The following is a 14216-nucleotide window of genomic DNA, read 5'->3' as shown; positions in this document are numbered from 1 at the left end:
TTTTGTTTATATTTATTGGTAAACATGGTTTCAGTGAACCAGGTTTTACTTTCATGTGCAGAATAAGTTGTTCTGACAGTTTAATAGGGGGTAATATTCATGACGAAAAATGACGTGTACCAATCGCGTAAATCCTTCGAAATTGAAGGGAAACGCTACAACTACTACAGCCTAGACGCTATTGAAAAAGCAGGGGATGGCAAAGTTTCACGCCTTCCATATTCCATTAAAGTATTACTTGAGGCAGTTCTGCGCCAAGTGGACGGAAGAGTTATCACAAAAGAACATGTTGCGAACCTTGCTAAATGGGGAACAAGCGAGCAACAAGATATAGATGTACCTTTCAAGCCTTCACGTGTCATCCTTCAAGATTTCACGGGTGTGCCGGTTGTTGTAGATTTAGCTTCTCTACGTAATGCCTTCGCGGCCCTTGGTGGAGATCCAGACAAAATCAACCCGGAAATTCCAGTTGACCTTGTAATCGACCACTCAGTCCAAGTTGATAAAGCAGGTACTATGGATTCCCTTGATGCCAATATGGATCTTGAATTCGAACGTAATGCAGAGCGTTACCAGTTCCTAAGCTGGGCTCAAAAATCATTCAACAACTACCGTGCGGTTCCGCCAGCGACTGGTATCGTTCACCAAGTTAACCTTGAGTACCTTGCGAACGTAGTACACGCAGTTGAAACTCCAAACGGCGACTTCGAAGTATTCCCTGATTCTGTATTCGGTACGGATTCACATACGACAATGATCAACGGTATCGGTGTTCTTGGTTGGGGCGTCGGCGGTATCGAAGCTGAAGCAGGCATGCTTGGACAGCCATCATACTTCCCAGTTCCAAAAGTGGTTGGTGTTAAGCTAACTGGCCAACTTCCTAAAGGAACGACAGCTACTGACCTTGCTTTGAAAGTAACGCAAGTTCTTCGTGCACACGGCGTAGTTGGTAAATTCGTTGAGTTCTACGGCCCAGGAGTAGGATACCTTCCGCTTGCTGACCGTGCAACAATCGCTAACATGGCTCCTGAATACGGTGCTACAGTCGGTTTCTTCCCAGTTGATGCAGAAGCGATCGATTACATGCGCTTAACAGGCCGTGATGAAAAACAAATCCAAGTGGTTGAATCTTACTGCAAAGAAAACGGCTTGTTCTATGCTCCTGAAAACGAAGATCCAGCATACAACGATGTAGTGGAAATCGATCTTTCAGCAATCGAACCAAACCTTTCAGGCCCTAAACGCCCGCAAGATTTGATTCCGCTTTCTCAAATGAAGAAATCTTTCCATGATGCCATCAATGCACCAATGGGTAACCAAGGCTTCGGCATGGACAATTCCGAATTGGATAAAGAAGTGACTGTTAAATTCGCCGATGGCAAAGAATCGGTCATGAAAACTGGTGCGATCGCAATTGCTGCAATCACGAGCTGTACAAATACTTCAAATCCATACGTAATGCTTGGAGCAGGTCTGATCGCTAAAAAAGCGGTTGAAAAAGGCTTGACAGTTCCGGATTATGTAAAAACATCATTGGCACCAGGCTCTAAAGTTGTTACTGGTTACCTTCGTGATGCAGGTCTTCAACCATACCTTGATCAATTAGGATTCAACGTAGTCGGTTATGGCTGTACAACATGTATCGGTAACTCAGGTCCATTAGCGGACGAAATCGAAGCAGCTGTTGCTGAAGCCGATCTTCTGGTAACTTCAGTACTTTCAGGTAACCGTAACTTCGAAGGCCGTATCCATCCGCTTGTGAAAGCAAACTACCTTGCTTCTCCAACTTTAGTTGTGGCATATGCCCTTGCAGGTACTGTGGACTTCGATCTTAACAATGATTCACTTGGTAAAGATAAAGATGGCAACGATGTATACCTTGCTGATATCTGGCCATCACAAGAAGAAGTAAACGCTGCTGTTAAAGCAACGGTTACACCGGAATTATTCCGTAAAGAATACGAAACAGTATTCAACGATAACAAACGTTGGAATGAAATCCAAACAAGCAACGAAGCGATTTACGCTTTCGATTCCAAATCAACATACATTCAAAATCCTCCGTTCTTTGAAGGATTATCACCAGAACCAGGTTCAGTTAACCCGCTTTCTGGCTTGCGCGTTGTAGGTAAATTCGGTGATTCAGTAACTACTGACCACATTTCTCCTGCAGGTGCAATCGGTAAAGATACACCAGCTGGTATCTACCTTCGTGAAAACGGTGTGAAACCGCGTGACTTTAACTCTTACGGTTCTCGTCGCGGTAACCACGAAGCAATGATGCGCGGAACATTCGCAAACATCCGTATCCGTAACCAAGTGGCTCCAGGTACAGAAGGCGGATTCACGACTTACTGGCCGACAGGCGATGTAATGGCTATCTATGATGCTTGCATGAAATACAAAGCTGATGGAACAGGTCTTGCCGTTATCGCTGGTAAAGACTACGGTATGGGAAGCTCTCGTGACTGGGCTGCAAAAGGTACGAACCTTCTTGGCATCAAAACGGTCATCGCTGAAAGCTTTGAACGTATTCACCGTTCTAACCTTGCATTGATGGGTGTTCTTCCTCTTCAATTCAAAGAAGGCGAAAACGCTGAAACGCTTGGATTGACTGGTAAAGAAGCGATTGCTGTTAAAATCGACGAAACCGTTAAACCGCGTGATATCGTAACCGTTACAGCTACTGATGAAGCTGGAAACGTGAAAGAATTTGATGTACTTGTTCGTTTCGACTCAGAAATCGAAATCGACTACTACCGTCATGGCGGTATCCTTCAAATGGTACTGCGCAATAAATTAAAAGGCTAATTCGGCCCTTTTGGAATCGGTAAACCTAGAACCTAGGTTTACCGATTCTTTTTTTGTGTCAAGATTATGAAAGCGGGCGAATAACATGAAACGAATACAGGGGTTTCACTATTCCCCATGTCTTTTTATTGTTAAAATGAAAAAGGGAAGTTGTTCTATTTCTGGAAATGGCTTAATAACTTTATTGTATTGGGACTAGGGGGACAAAAGTGTATGCTTAAAAAAATTATCGCCTCAGTGCTCTTACTGTCACTGATTGGAATTGCGATTGTACAAGCGATGGATAATGAACCAAACAACCATGGGAAAAAGGATTCATTGGGCGGTTTGAAAATAGGAGCTAAAGCGCCCAATTTCACCTTGGAGACCTTGGATGGAAAACAAGTTGAATTGGCTGATTATAAAGGGAAAAAGGTTATGCTGAATTTTTGGGCAACGTGGTGCCCGCCCTGCAAAAAAGAAATGCCGGATATGGAGCAATATACGAAGCAAGCAGGTGATGATGCCATCGTTCTTGCAGTCAATATAGACCCTGAAAACGATGTACGGTCATTTGTGAAGGAAAATAAAATCACCTTCACCATACCTCTTGATAGCAACAGTGCAAAAAATCCAGTGAATGAGCAGTATAAAGTGCTAAGCATTCCTACTACATATTTCATCGACAAGAAAGGCAAGATCAGTCACAAAGTGATATCAGCCATGCAGCTTAAAGATATGGAACGATACATGAATAGCATGCAGTAGCGGGACCTTTAAAGGTTCCGTTTTTTTCGTTGAATGATTGCTTGTTAACAAAGTTGTCAAAAATTAAAAATAATATTGTTAAAATTCAAAATTTTTGGTTAATAAAGATAAGAAAAGGGTTAAAGTATAAAGAGGGGCAAAGTAAGGAATGATTGATGCTACTAAAAGTCAGATAATTATGACAATTTATTGTTGTAAAACCATATAGTCATAATTTTACGTTAATTTGGCAATGCTGAATCATATACTAAAAAAAGTAGGTGAAAACATGAAAAAAAGAAAAAGAACATTTGAAGAATTGATCAAAGAAAACAAAAGGGAATTAATGATGGACCTTAAACAAATGGAAAGACTAGAGGAACGCCTTGAAAAAAAACATATGCAAAAAGCTGAGTAACCAAGAGGGTTCATTAGCTAAATATGAGTCAGTACGTTGTCTTCAATCGTGCTGGCTTTTTATTTTGCGCTTTTCAAAATCTGGCACTCATGAATTGCTTCCTTTTCACCCATTATAATAGAAGGAGGCGATAAAATGAGTAATCCAAAAAAAGATTCCAAACACTTTAGACCAAGCCATCTTGGAACACAGCCAAGGGAAGCTGGAAGCAATAACGGTAAGCAAATGCAGGATAAATCCGGGAAGCATGCCCAGGTGATTCAGACAAAAGGCGAATGACGAAGGATTAGCGCGAATTGATAATATTATTATGTAAACCATTTTTTTGATTAGAGGTGAAAACCAATGGATTCATTCAAACATAATCAGGATAACCGTTTGGATAATGTAGAGAAACTTCAGGACGCGATTCACAATACGGAACAGAACATGACAGCGGCGAATGATGCGACATCCTTTTCATCAGCTGAGGACAAAATGGCGATTACAGCCAAAAACGAGCGAAGAAAAGCGAGCATTGAAGCGATGAAGCAAGAAGTACAAGATGAGCAAGAAGCACGGGAGAACGGCTACAGTACCGATAATATTTAGTTTATGGATGATGGGGAAGAAAGAAGCATGATTGCTTTCTTCCCCATTTTTTCATGAGAGCTGAAGCCTGCTTAAATGAAAAGGGAACGGTTGTTATGGTAATATGTTTATATTGCAAAAATGAAAGTGGGGAAGAAAAATGTTCATAGCTGAAAATGATATTGAAGTGAGGTATGCAGAGACAGACCAGATGGGTGTTGTTTACCATGCCAATTATTTAATATGGATGGAACTGGGCAGGACAAAATTAATCGAAGATTTAGGATTTCGTTATGCCGATATGGAGGCGGTTGGGATCCTATCCCCTGTCATGGACATACAGGCTTCATACAAATCGCCTATACGATATGGTGATAAAGTAAAGGTGAGGACCTGGATTGATATGTATGACGGGTTACGGGTCGTGTATGGTTATGAAATCGTCAATGGTAAAGGGGAAGTGGCGGCTACTGGCCATTCTTCACATGTTTGCGTGAAAAAGGACAGCTTCCGTCCGATATCGATTAAACGTATGTTTCCTGATTGGCATGAGGCCTATGAAAAAAATAAAAAACAGAATGAGCTGGTTTAATTAATCGAGGTGTATAGACATGGCTTTCGGCATTAAACGGAAAGATGTAGTGGAGTGGAAACAGCGGATCGATCAAGGCGAAATCGCTTTTTTAACTCATTATTGGCTGGACGACCGTTTTCCTGGCTGCAAGACGGTTACAAAAGTCGGCAGTAAAGATTTAGGCCGATTATCTGAATGGGGTAAGCAATACGGACTGAAAAAAGAGTGGATCCATCACCGCAAGGATGGCTATTCTCATTATGACCTTCTGGGCGACAAACAAAGGGATATCCTCAAAGCGGAAGGGATTTCTGTAGTGCTTCTCGATGAATAGAAAAGAAGAGGCAACAGCAGTTTGCACCGCTGCTGCATGGTCATGCGCTCTTATCATAATGAAATTCAGGCTCAGTCAGCTTTTCGTTGAAGGTAATCCGCAGATCATGGCCATCGAAGTACCAAATATCTTTTTCTTCAACATAGAAATGAACATTATTCGTCGATGATACGGCTGCCGCATTTTCAGGAGCTTCTTGCATGATGCCCAATGAAAAGCCGCTTTGGACGGAACTGTGTCCGCCATATCTTACATAAAAGCGCAAATGTGAGCCTTCCTGGAGCTCCAATTCATCCGCATACCACTTGGCTGCTTGATCGGAAATGGTCAGTTTCATAGTCATTCTCCTTCCTTGAGGTTCGTTATTTAAGTATAAAGTAATTATGAAGTAGATGCGAATAATGTGCGTTTTAGAAAGGAAATACAATGGAGATCATTTATACAATTTGTTTCATTACCCGTAAAACGAACAATAAAGCTGAAGTGTTGATGCTATTCCGCAAGAAAGATCCCAATCGGGGGAAATGGAATGGCATTGGAGGGAAAATCGAGGAAGGTGAGACGGTCCGTGAATCGATGGAACGGGAAATTTTTGAAGAAACTGGTTTGAAGGTCAAGCGATTGACCTATAGGGGAATCGTGACATGGAATGAGACGGGCGGAATGTATGTGTACCGCGCTGAAGATACAGGGGGAAGTCTTGGGCCATGTGATGAAGGAGAATTGGCTTGGAAGCCTTATCAATGGATCATGGAGGCAGCTGAAGTCGTATCCAACATCAAGCACTATCTTAGTGAGGTATTGGATGCCTCACCTCCGCAAGAATTTGCCTGCATCTATGAAAAGGATCACTTCGTTTCCATGAAAAAGAAGGAACTGCCTCCTTTCGCAAAAGAATCGGTTTTAACCAATTGAAGACCGCCAATGGGCGGTTTTTTATTTGGTTTTTATAAACAAGACTATTCAATGTTAATAGGTAGTAAAGAAATCAGAATATTGTTATATTAAAAAGAAAGTCAAAGAATATGCGGTATCGTGAGGGGGGAATGCGTCGCTATATATGAAGAATATATAGTTTTCGACCTACCTATTTAAGTATCTTATTTAGAGGGGGCTGCCGAATTTGCGAAAAGCGGAGCTATTAAAAGGAAGTACGGAGATGGTATTGCTTTCGTTGCTGGCTCAGAAGGATATGTACGGCTATGAAATGATCGAACAGCTCAAACAGCTGAGTGATGGTTATTTGCAATATAAAGAAGGCATGCTTTACCCCGCATTAAAAAGGCTGGAAGAGAAGGAGTATTTAAAAAGCTATTGGAGGGATTCCTTGGAAGGGCCGAAAAGGAAATACTATTATGCGACCAAATCGGGCCTCAGCCAATTTCAAGGGCAGTGGGAAGAATGGAACGCCTTTCAGCAGGTGATCCGGAAGGTGATCACGCACACATCTGAGCGCACACAAAAATAGCTGCAGGCTTCTGCAGCTATTTTCTCTTTTCGTTTTCAATTGCTTCAGCCTCGGCAAGCTTTTTCAGCAAGATGGGTGTGGGCATATGCATGATTTGCTCCAAGGGCAAATTGAGGGATTTGGATAATTTCAATGCAGTTTCCGGTGAAATTTGCAGTGGCTTCATGACGGATTCTCCTTAATGGTAAGCGTAATTAGTTCCAGTTTAGCCTCTATGCAACAATTAATCAATCTTTACTTAGCTGTATAGGCTTCTCGAAACAATATCTTTAAATAAGATGTTAGGTAAAAAGATCCTTGTGATTACAGGTTTAAATAAGGATGGGCATTTTCATAATAGTGAAGCAGGAAAAAGCAAGTGATACGGTCGGAATATTGGATGCAGGATCAGATGGGACTTCAGGTCATGATTGCTGAAGAAGGGAAGGAGCGCAGGCAAATCCTGACCGGAAAAGGACAGAACCTGATTATATGTCGAGGAAAAACCAATCCTTCCACAGCATCAACGAGGCTGTAAAACTAGTGCAGGAGATAGCTGATAGCTATTATGAAGGAAGTGGCTGGGTCTGTCCAAAGGGTCAGGGAGGTCGTTTAGGCAGGAGGCAAAGAAGCGGTTTTAACCGGAAAGTCTTTCAATGAAATCATTGGCGTGATCGAAGGGAATATTACCGATTCAAAGGAAATGGAATGGACCATTCAACGTTTGATATCGGTCATCCAGAAAATGAGGGACTTTTCGGAAAAGGTATCCAGTCAAGCCGGTGCACTGAATAATACGGCACATGCATTGTAGAATGGAAATGGACCTGTGGGACCTGGCCCATTCCCATCCTGAAAATCGCTTATAACCATTTGACTTTTGGTTCAGTTTTATCAATAATTCGTTTAATGTTCGCCCGGTGCCGGTAGAAAATGAAGATCATAAAAACGCCGATCACTGTAATGAGGGCCCAATCACCTGCATGAAACACCAAACTATAGATAAACGCAAGAAGGGAGGCGATCATGGACGAAAGTGATACGTATTTGGAAATGTATAAGGATATAAAGAAAATGATGACGGCAATGAGAAAAAATAATGGTTCATAAGCAAGAATGACACCAGCTGAAGTCGCAACCGCTTTCCCGCCCCTAAAGTTTGCAAAAACGGGAAACATATGGCCGATGACGGCAATTACGCCGATAAGCATCTCATTTATATTTATATCAGCACTAAGCAAAAACGGGAGTGAAGTTGCAAGGGTCCCTTTAAGGATATCCATGATGGTGACGGTAAGCCCTGCCTTGACACCCAATGTCCGGAAGGTATTTGTCCCGCCAAGATTTTTACTGCCATGCTCCCGAATGTCGATTTTGTAAAACGTTTTGCCGATAATTAAACCGGATGGGATCGATCCAATCAAGTAGGCGGACAGTATAATGATAAATGTAAGCATTCTATGACCCTTTCTTTAAGAAAAATCTTCTTATTTATTCATGTTTAAGAGGCTGATTGTCACCATATTTGAAAAAAATAGCCAAAAACAGCGTTAAACTGCATGATAAGCATCTCTTATTGTAACATTTTCGTGACAAAATGGTACGGCTGTCCGAAAAAAATCTATTGAAAAATGAATTTTACTTGATGAATATGCACTTTTTAATATAGGTTTAAGTTGTAGCAGGGCAAAAGGTTTAGGATTTCTTATTTTCGTATATATAAAATGGAGCCTGTTTGTATAAAGCCTAACAATACGTGGCAGGCTGGTTGAACAGAAAGGGCGGCAAGGGAGCCATGCCTTTTCGAAACATATTTTTTCTTGTATAATTGTTTTTCTTAATAATGGGAAATAATCAGCTTGCCATTGCAAAATATCCTTGTTAAGTATACTTTTTATGCAATATAACATTTTATAAATAGAGGGGATTGGTAAGAATGATAGAAAATCCAAGCAGAGCGGAAATGGGCCAAATGCTAAAAAAAGCGAAGCGGATCGCTGTAGTCGGTTTATCGAATAACCCCGAGCGGACGTCTTATATGGTATCCAAGGCGATGCAGGACAGCGGATATGAGATCATCCCGGTTAACCCTTCCGTATCCGAAGTGTTGGGCGTCAAGGCCGTGAAAGCCCTCAAAGATATTGAAGGCCATGTCGATATCGTCAATGTGTTTCGCCGTTCGGAATTCCTCCCGGAGATTGCCAAAGAGTTTGCCGACATTGATGCTGATATCTTTTGGGCTCAGCTGGGTGTGGAAAACGAGGAAGCCTATAATTTCTTGAAGGAAAAGGGTTATACTGTCATCATGGATCGATGCATTAAAGTCGAACACGCCCTGACGAAGTAAAGTCAAAAGAGCGGACATCCGCTCTTTTTAGGATGTTGCTTGAGAGTCTCAACCATGGCCAAAGCCGCGGGATATCCAGGGGATTTAACAACATTTTGATCAAAATAGTAAAAGTATATTTGCCAAATGAAAAATTACCGCTACAATTAGAACGGTAGCTATGATACGTTTTCAAGCGAAAAGTTCCAGGCAAATGGGCTAACGCTAATAAAAGGGACAAAAAAATAGAACACTTGTTCTTTTCTCGTGAAAGTATTATACTTTTTATATGAATAGTAACGTATGTGAAAAATTGTTAAAGCTAGTGAGTCATTTCATTGCAGTATGATTTGGCCCGGAAATTGTGTTTAGTAAGGAAAGGGGAATTTCTGTGGCAAAAAAGGTAAAAGCAATCGAGTACAATGATGATGCAATTCAGGTACTGGAAGGACTCGAAGCGGTCAGAAAACGTCCCGGTATGTATATCGGCAGTACTGATGCACGCGGACTTCATCATTTAGTGTACGAGATTGTAGATAACTCCGTAGATGAGGCTTTGGCTGGTTATGGAGACCAAATTAGTGTGAAAATACATAAAGATAACAGTTTAAGTGTAACGGATAGGGGCCGCGGGATGCCTACGGGTATGCATAAATTGGGTAAACCGACGCCTGAAGTCATTTTGACGATCCTCCATGCAGGGGGGAAATTCGGACAAGGTGGATATAAAACGAGCGGAGGCCTTCACGGTGTGGGTGCTTCAGTCGTTAATGCGCTGTCTGAATGGCTTGTCGTGACGATCAAAAGGGACGGGTTCATATACGAACAACGGTTTTTCAATGGAGGCAAGCCTGAAACGACCTTGGAGAAACTCGGTAAAACGAATCAAACGGGTACGAAGATTCACTTCAAGCCCGATCCAAAGATATTTTCGGTGACCACCTTCAATTACGATATCCTATGTGAACGTCTCCGTGAATCAGCGTTTCTATTAAAGGGCATGAAGATAGAATTGACGGATGAACGCAACGACCGAAATGAAACCTTCCATTATGAAAATGGAATCGAAGCATTTGTGGATTACTTAAATGAGGAAAAAGAGACCCTTCATGGTGTTGTTAGCCTGGAAGGGGAGCAAAATGGGATAGAAGTTGAACTTGCCTTCCAATTCAACGATGGCTACTCAGAGAATATATTAAGCTTCGTCAATAATGTTCGTACAAAAGACGGCGGCACCCATGAAATCGGCGCAAAAACGGCCATGACCAGGGCATTTAATGATTATGCGAGAAAAATGGGGCTATTGAAGGAAAAAGATAAAAACCTCGAAGGTACCGATATACGTGAAGGCTTGTCATCGATCATCTCAGTCCGCATTCCGGAAGAACTGCTTCAATTCGAGGGGCAGACCAAGAGCAAGCTTGGCACCAGCGAGGCGCGCTCTGCAGTCGATTCCATCGTGTCAGAGCACTTAGCCTACTTTTTTGAAGAAGATCCGACCACGAGTACCTTGTTGGTTAAAAAATCGATTAAAGCGTTCCAGGCACGCGAAGCGGCCCGCAAAGCAAGGGAGGATGCAAGGAGCGGAAAGAAACGAAAAAAATCCGATGCCATCCTATCTGGTAAGCTGACGCCGGCTCAATCGAAAAATCCCGAACGTAATGAATTGTACCTTGTGGAAGGGGACTCTGCCGGAGGATCCGCAAAGCAAGGGCGGGATCGCCGTTTTCAGGCGGTTTTGCCTTTAAGGGGTAAAGTCATCAATACGGAAAAGGCCAAACTGGCTGATATTTTTAAGAACGAAGAAATCAATACGATCATCCACGCCATTGGCGGAGGGGTCGGGGCCGAGTTCAATACGCCGGACACCAATTACGATAAAGTGATCATCATGACCGATGCCGATACGGATGGTGCCCATATCCAAGTGCTTCTTCTGACTTTCTTTTACCGTTATATGAAACCATTGATAGAGTCAGGGAAGGTTTATATTGCCCTGCCGCCATTATATAAAGTGAGTAAAGGGACCGGGAAGAAAGAAGTGATTGAATATGCCTGGAGTGACGAGGAGCTTCAGGGAGCGATAGACAAAGTGGGGAAAGGCTATATGATTCAGCGTTATAAAGGGCTTGGAGAGATGAATGCCGATCAATTATGGGATACCACGATGAACCCGGAGACAAGGACGCTGATCCGTGTGAAAATCGATGATGGGGCCCGTGCTGAAAGACGAGTGACGACATTAATGGGAGACAAGGTTGAACCGCGCCGCAAATGGATTGAAGCAAATGTCGCTTTTGGTCTCGAGGAAGAATCGAATATTTTAGATAATGAAAATATGTCGATTGAAGAGGAGGCCAATAACGATGGTATTTGAAGAAACGTTTCGGGATTTGCCGCTTGAAGAGGTCATCGGAGATCGCTTCGGGCGCTATAGTAAATACATTATCCAGGATCGGGCCCTTCCCGATGCCAGGGACGGCTTAAAACCGGTACAGCGCAGGATCTTGTATGCGATGCATGTGGAAGGAAATACACAGGAAAAAGGATTCAGGAAATCTGCAAAAACGGTCGGTAATGTCATTGGTAACTATCATCCCCATGGGGATTCATCTGTATATGAGGCGATGGTAAGGATGAGCCAAGACTGGAAGCTGCGGAAAGTCATGGTCCAAATGCACGGAAACAATGGTAGCATCGATGGCGACCCGCCTGCTGCGATGCGGTATACGGAAGCCAGGCTTTCATCGATTGCTTCGGAGATGTTACGTGATATTGAAAAACGGACGGTCGACTTCGTGCCGAACTTTGATGATACTTCGGAAGAGCCGATCGTGTTGCCTGCGATGTTCCCGAACTTGCTCGTAAACGGTTCCACTGGGATCTCAGCCGGATATGCCACGGAAATTCCGCCGCATCAAATAGGAGAGGTCATCGATGCCGCCATCATGCGGATCGATAAGCCTGAAGCGACCGTCGCGGATTTAATGACGGTCATCAAGGGACCGGATTTCCCTACTGGCGGAATCATACAAGGCATCGAAGGCATTCGCAAAGCCTATGAAACAGGCAAAGGAAAAATCATCATTCGCGGTCTGGCGGACGTGGAAACGATTCGTGGCGGCAAACAGCAAATCGTCATCACCGAAATCCCATATGAAGTCAATAAAGCGAACCTGGTCAAGAAGATGGATGAGTTCCGTCTAGACCGGAAAGTGGAAGGCATCGCCGAAGTAAGGGATGAAACGGACCGGACCGGACTGCGCATCGTCATCGAATTGAAGAAAGAAGCGGATGCAAACGGTGTCCTGCATTACTTATACAAGAATTCCGATCTTCAAATTGCCTATAACTTCAATATGGTCGCGATATATAAAAAACGGCCGACTTTGATGAGCCTTCCAAAAATGCTCGATGCGTATATCGATCACCGTAAAGAGGTAATCGTGAACCGTTCCCGTTATGAGCTGCAAAAGGCGCATGACCGGGCGCATATCGTCGATGGCTTAGTGAAGGCCCTGTCGATATTGGATGAAGTCATTGCCGTTATCCGTGCTTCCAAAGACAAACGCAATGCCAAAGATAACCTGATCGCCCAATTCGCGTTTACGGAAGCGCAAGCCGAAGCCATCGTATCTTTACAGTTATATAGACTGACAAACACGGATATTACGGCACTTGAGGCAGAAGCAGCGGAATTGAAAAACAGGATTGAGGAATTGACGAAGATCCTTGGCAGCGAAAAGGTGCTTCTTCAAGTCATAAAAAAAGAACTTCGGTTCATTAAAAAAGGCTATGATGACGGAAGACGTTCGAAAATCGAAAAGGAAATAGAGGAAATCAAAATTAATCTTGAAGTCTTGATCGCAAGTGAAGACGTAATGGTGACCGTGACGAAAGAAGGCTATGTGAAACGGACATCATTACGGTCATATGCGGCATCGGGCGGTCTTGATTTTGGCATGAAGGATTCCGATCGCTTGCTTCAGCGCCTGGAAATGAATACAACGGATGTCCTGTTGCTGTTCACATCCAAAGGGAACTTTCTCTATTGTCCAGTTCATCAGCTTCCTGATATTCGCTGGAAGGAAACCGGCCAGCATATCGCGAACATCATTCCGATCGATAGGGAAGAGCAGATCATAAAAGCAATTCCAATCAAGGACTTTACCCTTCCTCAATTCCTGGTGTTCATCACGAAAAACGGGATGGTGAAAAAGACGGAACTTGCTGCTTATAAAGCCCAACGTCATTCTAAACCATTGGTCGGCATCAACTTAAAAGGCGATGATGAACTGGTCGATGTTCATCATACCGATGGTCAGGAAGATCTTTTCCTTGTCACCCATAACGGTTATAGTTTATGGTTCGATGAAGAAGAGGTGAGTATCGTCGGTGTCCGTGCAGCGGGTGTAAAAGGGATTAATTTGAAAGAAGATGACTATGTTATCGGCGGCAAGATGTTAACCAAGGATAGCAAAGAATCGATCCTAATCGTTACCCAGCGCGGCGCCATCAAGAAAATGAAATTAACCGAGTTTGAAAAAACGAGCCGGGCAAAACGCGGTGTCGTGGTATTAAGGGAATTGAAATCGAATCCCCACCGGGTCATCGGATTTACTACGGTCAATAAAACCGACAGTTTGTTCATTCTTTCGGAAAAGGGAACGGTTGAAACCGTTCATGCGGCCTCATTAAAAAATCACGATCGCTACACGAATGGATCTTTTGTTTTTGATGAAACGGTCAGTGGGAAGGCGAAAGAACTATGGAAAATATCATTGGAAGATGAAGCCTCCATGGAGGAGTGATTCATTTTTTCTGACGGGATGCTGGATAAATCAGCATCCCGCAGTTTGTAGACAAAAGGGGTTCGGAATTAAAAAATTCCGAACCCCTTTTGAAATTCCTTTGAAATTTTGAACAAAGGTTACGAGATTTGGGCTCTTCGAGCCACTATGTTAAGCCGTTTTAGGACCTTGCCATGTCCAAGTGGCCATCTTCTTTACC

General features: G+C 43.0%; 17 protein-coding genes. 14 read left to right on the top strand and 3 right to left on the bottom strand.

From position 1 onward, the window contains the following. Positions 1 to 99: 99 nt before the first annotated feature. The 7 genes from acnA (at position 100) to AS888_RS07435 (ending at position 5433) form a co-directional block, all read left to right on the top strand. Positions 100 to 2811: an aconitate hydratase AcnA gene (acnA, locus tag AS888_RS07460; RefSeq protein WP_061141522.1), complete on the top strand. Its 2712-nt coding sequence runs from the start codon at positions 100 to 102 to the stop codon at positions 2809 to 2811. Positions 2812 to 3024: 213 nt separating this feature from the next. After that, on the top strand, positions 3025 to 3558 hold the full coding sequence (locus AS888_RS07455; RefSeq protein ID WP_061141521.1) for a redoxin domain-containing protein: 534 nt from the start codon (positions 3025 to 3027) through the stop codon (positions 3556 to 3558). Positions 3559 to 3826: 268 nt separating this feature from the next. Next, on the top strand, positions 3827 to 3955 hold the full coding sequence (locus AS888_RS24950) for an FbpB family small basic protein (protein WP_081092343.1): 129 nt from the start codon (positions 3827 to 3829) through the stop codon (positions 3953 to 3955). Between the two features lie 135 nt (positions 3956 to 4090). Continuing rightward, entirely contained in the window at positions 4091 to 4234 is a 144-nt protein-coding gene (locus tag AS888_RS07450; protein WP_061141520.1) for an acid-soluble spore protein N, read from the top strand. A gap of 66 nt (positions 4235 to 4300) precedes the next feature. Next, the gene (gene tlp, locus AS888_RS07445; RefSeq protein WP_061141519.1) at positions 4301 to 4546 is read left to right on the top strand and encodes a small acid-soluble spore protein Tlp; all 246 of its coding nucleotides are present in this window, start codon (positions 4301 to 4303) and stop codon (positions 4544 to 4546) included. A gap of 139 nt (positions 4547 to 4685) precedes the next feature. Continuing rightward, positions 4686 to 5117, top strand: a complete 432-nt coding sequence (locus AS888_RS07440) for an acyl-CoA thioesterase (protein WP_061141518.1) — start codon at positions 4686 to 4688, stop codon at positions 5115 to 5117. 19 nt (positions 5118 to 5136) lie between these two features. Further along, the gene (locus AS888_RS07435; RefSeq protein WP_061141517.1) at positions 5137 to 5433 is read left to right on the top strand and encodes a hypothetical protein; all 297 of its coding nucleotides are present in this window, start codon (positions 5137 to 5139) and stop codon (positions 5431 to 5433) included. Positions 5434 to 5473: 40 nt separating this feature from the next. Here AS888_RS07435 and AS888_RS07430 read toward each other — a convergent pair whose 3' ends face one another. Then, on the bottom strand, positions 5474 to 5770 hold the full coding sequence (locus AS888_RS07430) for a HesB/YadR/YfhF family protein (protein WP_061141516.1): 297 nt from the start codon (positions 5768 to 5770) through the stop codon (positions 5474 to 5476). A gap of 89 nt (positions 5771 to 5859) precedes the next feature. Between AS888_RS07430 and AS888_RS07425 the strand changes: the two genes are divergently transcribed. Together AS888_RS07425 and AS888_RS07420 are read left to right on the top strand one after the other, a co-directional pair. Then, on the top strand, positions 5860 to 6348 hold the full coding sequence (locus AS888_RS07425; protein WP_061141515.1) for an NUDIX hydrolase: 489 nt from the start codon (positions 5860 to 5862) through the stop codon (positions 6346 to 6348). Positions 6349 to 6556: 208 nt separating this feature from the next. Next, complete coding sequence (locus AS888_RS07420; protein WP_260320151.1) at positions 6557 to 6901, top strand: PadR family transcriptional regulator; 345 nt, start codon at positions 6557 to 6559, stop codon at positions 6899 to 6901. Between the two features lie 16 nt (positions 6902 to 6917). On the opposite strand, the gene AS888_RS24945 is transcribed toward AS888_RS07420, so the two are convergent. Further along, positions 6918 to 7067, bottom strand: a complete 150-nt coding sequence (locus tag AS888_RS24945) for a YycC family protein (protein WP_081092342.1) — start codon at positions 7065 to 7067, stop codon at positions 6918 to 6920. A 213-nt stretch (positions 7068 to 7280) separates the two neighbouring features. Here AS888_RS24945 and AS888_RS26350 point away from each other — a divergent pair, with 213 nt between their 5' ends. Continuing rightward, positions 7281 to 7418: a hypothetical protein gene (locus AS888_RS26350; RefSeq protein WP_221408570.1), complete on the top strand. Its 138-nt coding sequence runs from the start codon at positions 7281 to 7283 to the stop codon at positions 7416 to 7418. A gap of 132 nt (positions 7419 to 7550) precedes the next feature. Next, the gene (locus AS888_RS25580; protein ID WP_155645409.1) at positions 7551 to 7694 is read left to right on the top strand and encodes a hypothetical protein; all 144 of its coding nucleotides are present in this window, start codon (positions 7551 to 7553) and stop codon (positions 7692 to 7694) included. Positions 7695 to 7743: 49 nt separating this feature from the next. Here AS888_RS25580 and plsY read toward each other — a convergent pair whose 3' ends face one another. Further along, entirely contained in the window at positions 7744 to 8337 is a 594-nt protein-coding gene (gene plsY / locus AS888_RS07415) for a glycerol-3-phosphate 1-O-acyltransferase PlsY (protein ID WP_061141514.1), read from the bottom strand. A gap of 479 nt (positions 8338 to 8816) precedes the next feature. Between plsY and AS888_RS07410 the strand changes: the two genes are divergently transcribed. From AS888_RS07410 to parC, 3 genes are all read left to right on the top strand, one after another. After that, entirely contained in the window at positions 8817 to 9227 is a 411-nt protein-coding gene (locus tag AS888_RS07410) for a CoA-binding protein (protein WP_061141513.1), read from the top strand. Positions 9228 to 9597: 370 nt separating this feature from the next. Then, positions 9598 to 11583 carry a DNA topoisomerase IV subunit B gene (gene parE, locus AS888_RS07405; RefSeq protein WP_061141512.1) on the top strand — a complete coding sequence of 662 codons (1986 nt, stop codon included), beginning with the start codon at positions 9598 to 9600 and terminating at the stop codon, positions 11581 to 11583. Beyond that, positions 11573 to 14017: a DNA topoisomerase IV subunit A gene (gene parC / locus AS888_RS07400; RefSeq protein WP_061141511.1), complete on the top strand. Its 2445-nt coding sequence runs from the start codon at positions 11573 to 11575 to the stop codon at positions 14015 to 14017. Before parE ends, parC begins: the two co-directional genes overlap by 11 nt. The last annotated feature ends 199 nt before the right edge of the window (positions 14018 to 14216 follow it).

This window comes from Peribacillus simplex, assembly GCF_001542915.1.
Lineage (GTDB): Bacteria > Bacillota > Bacilli > Bacillales > DSM-1321 > Peribacillus > Peribacillus simplex_B.
The sequence above is the reverse complement of the archived record's forward strand: the minus strand, read 5'-3'. Positions and strand labels throughout refer to the sequence as shown.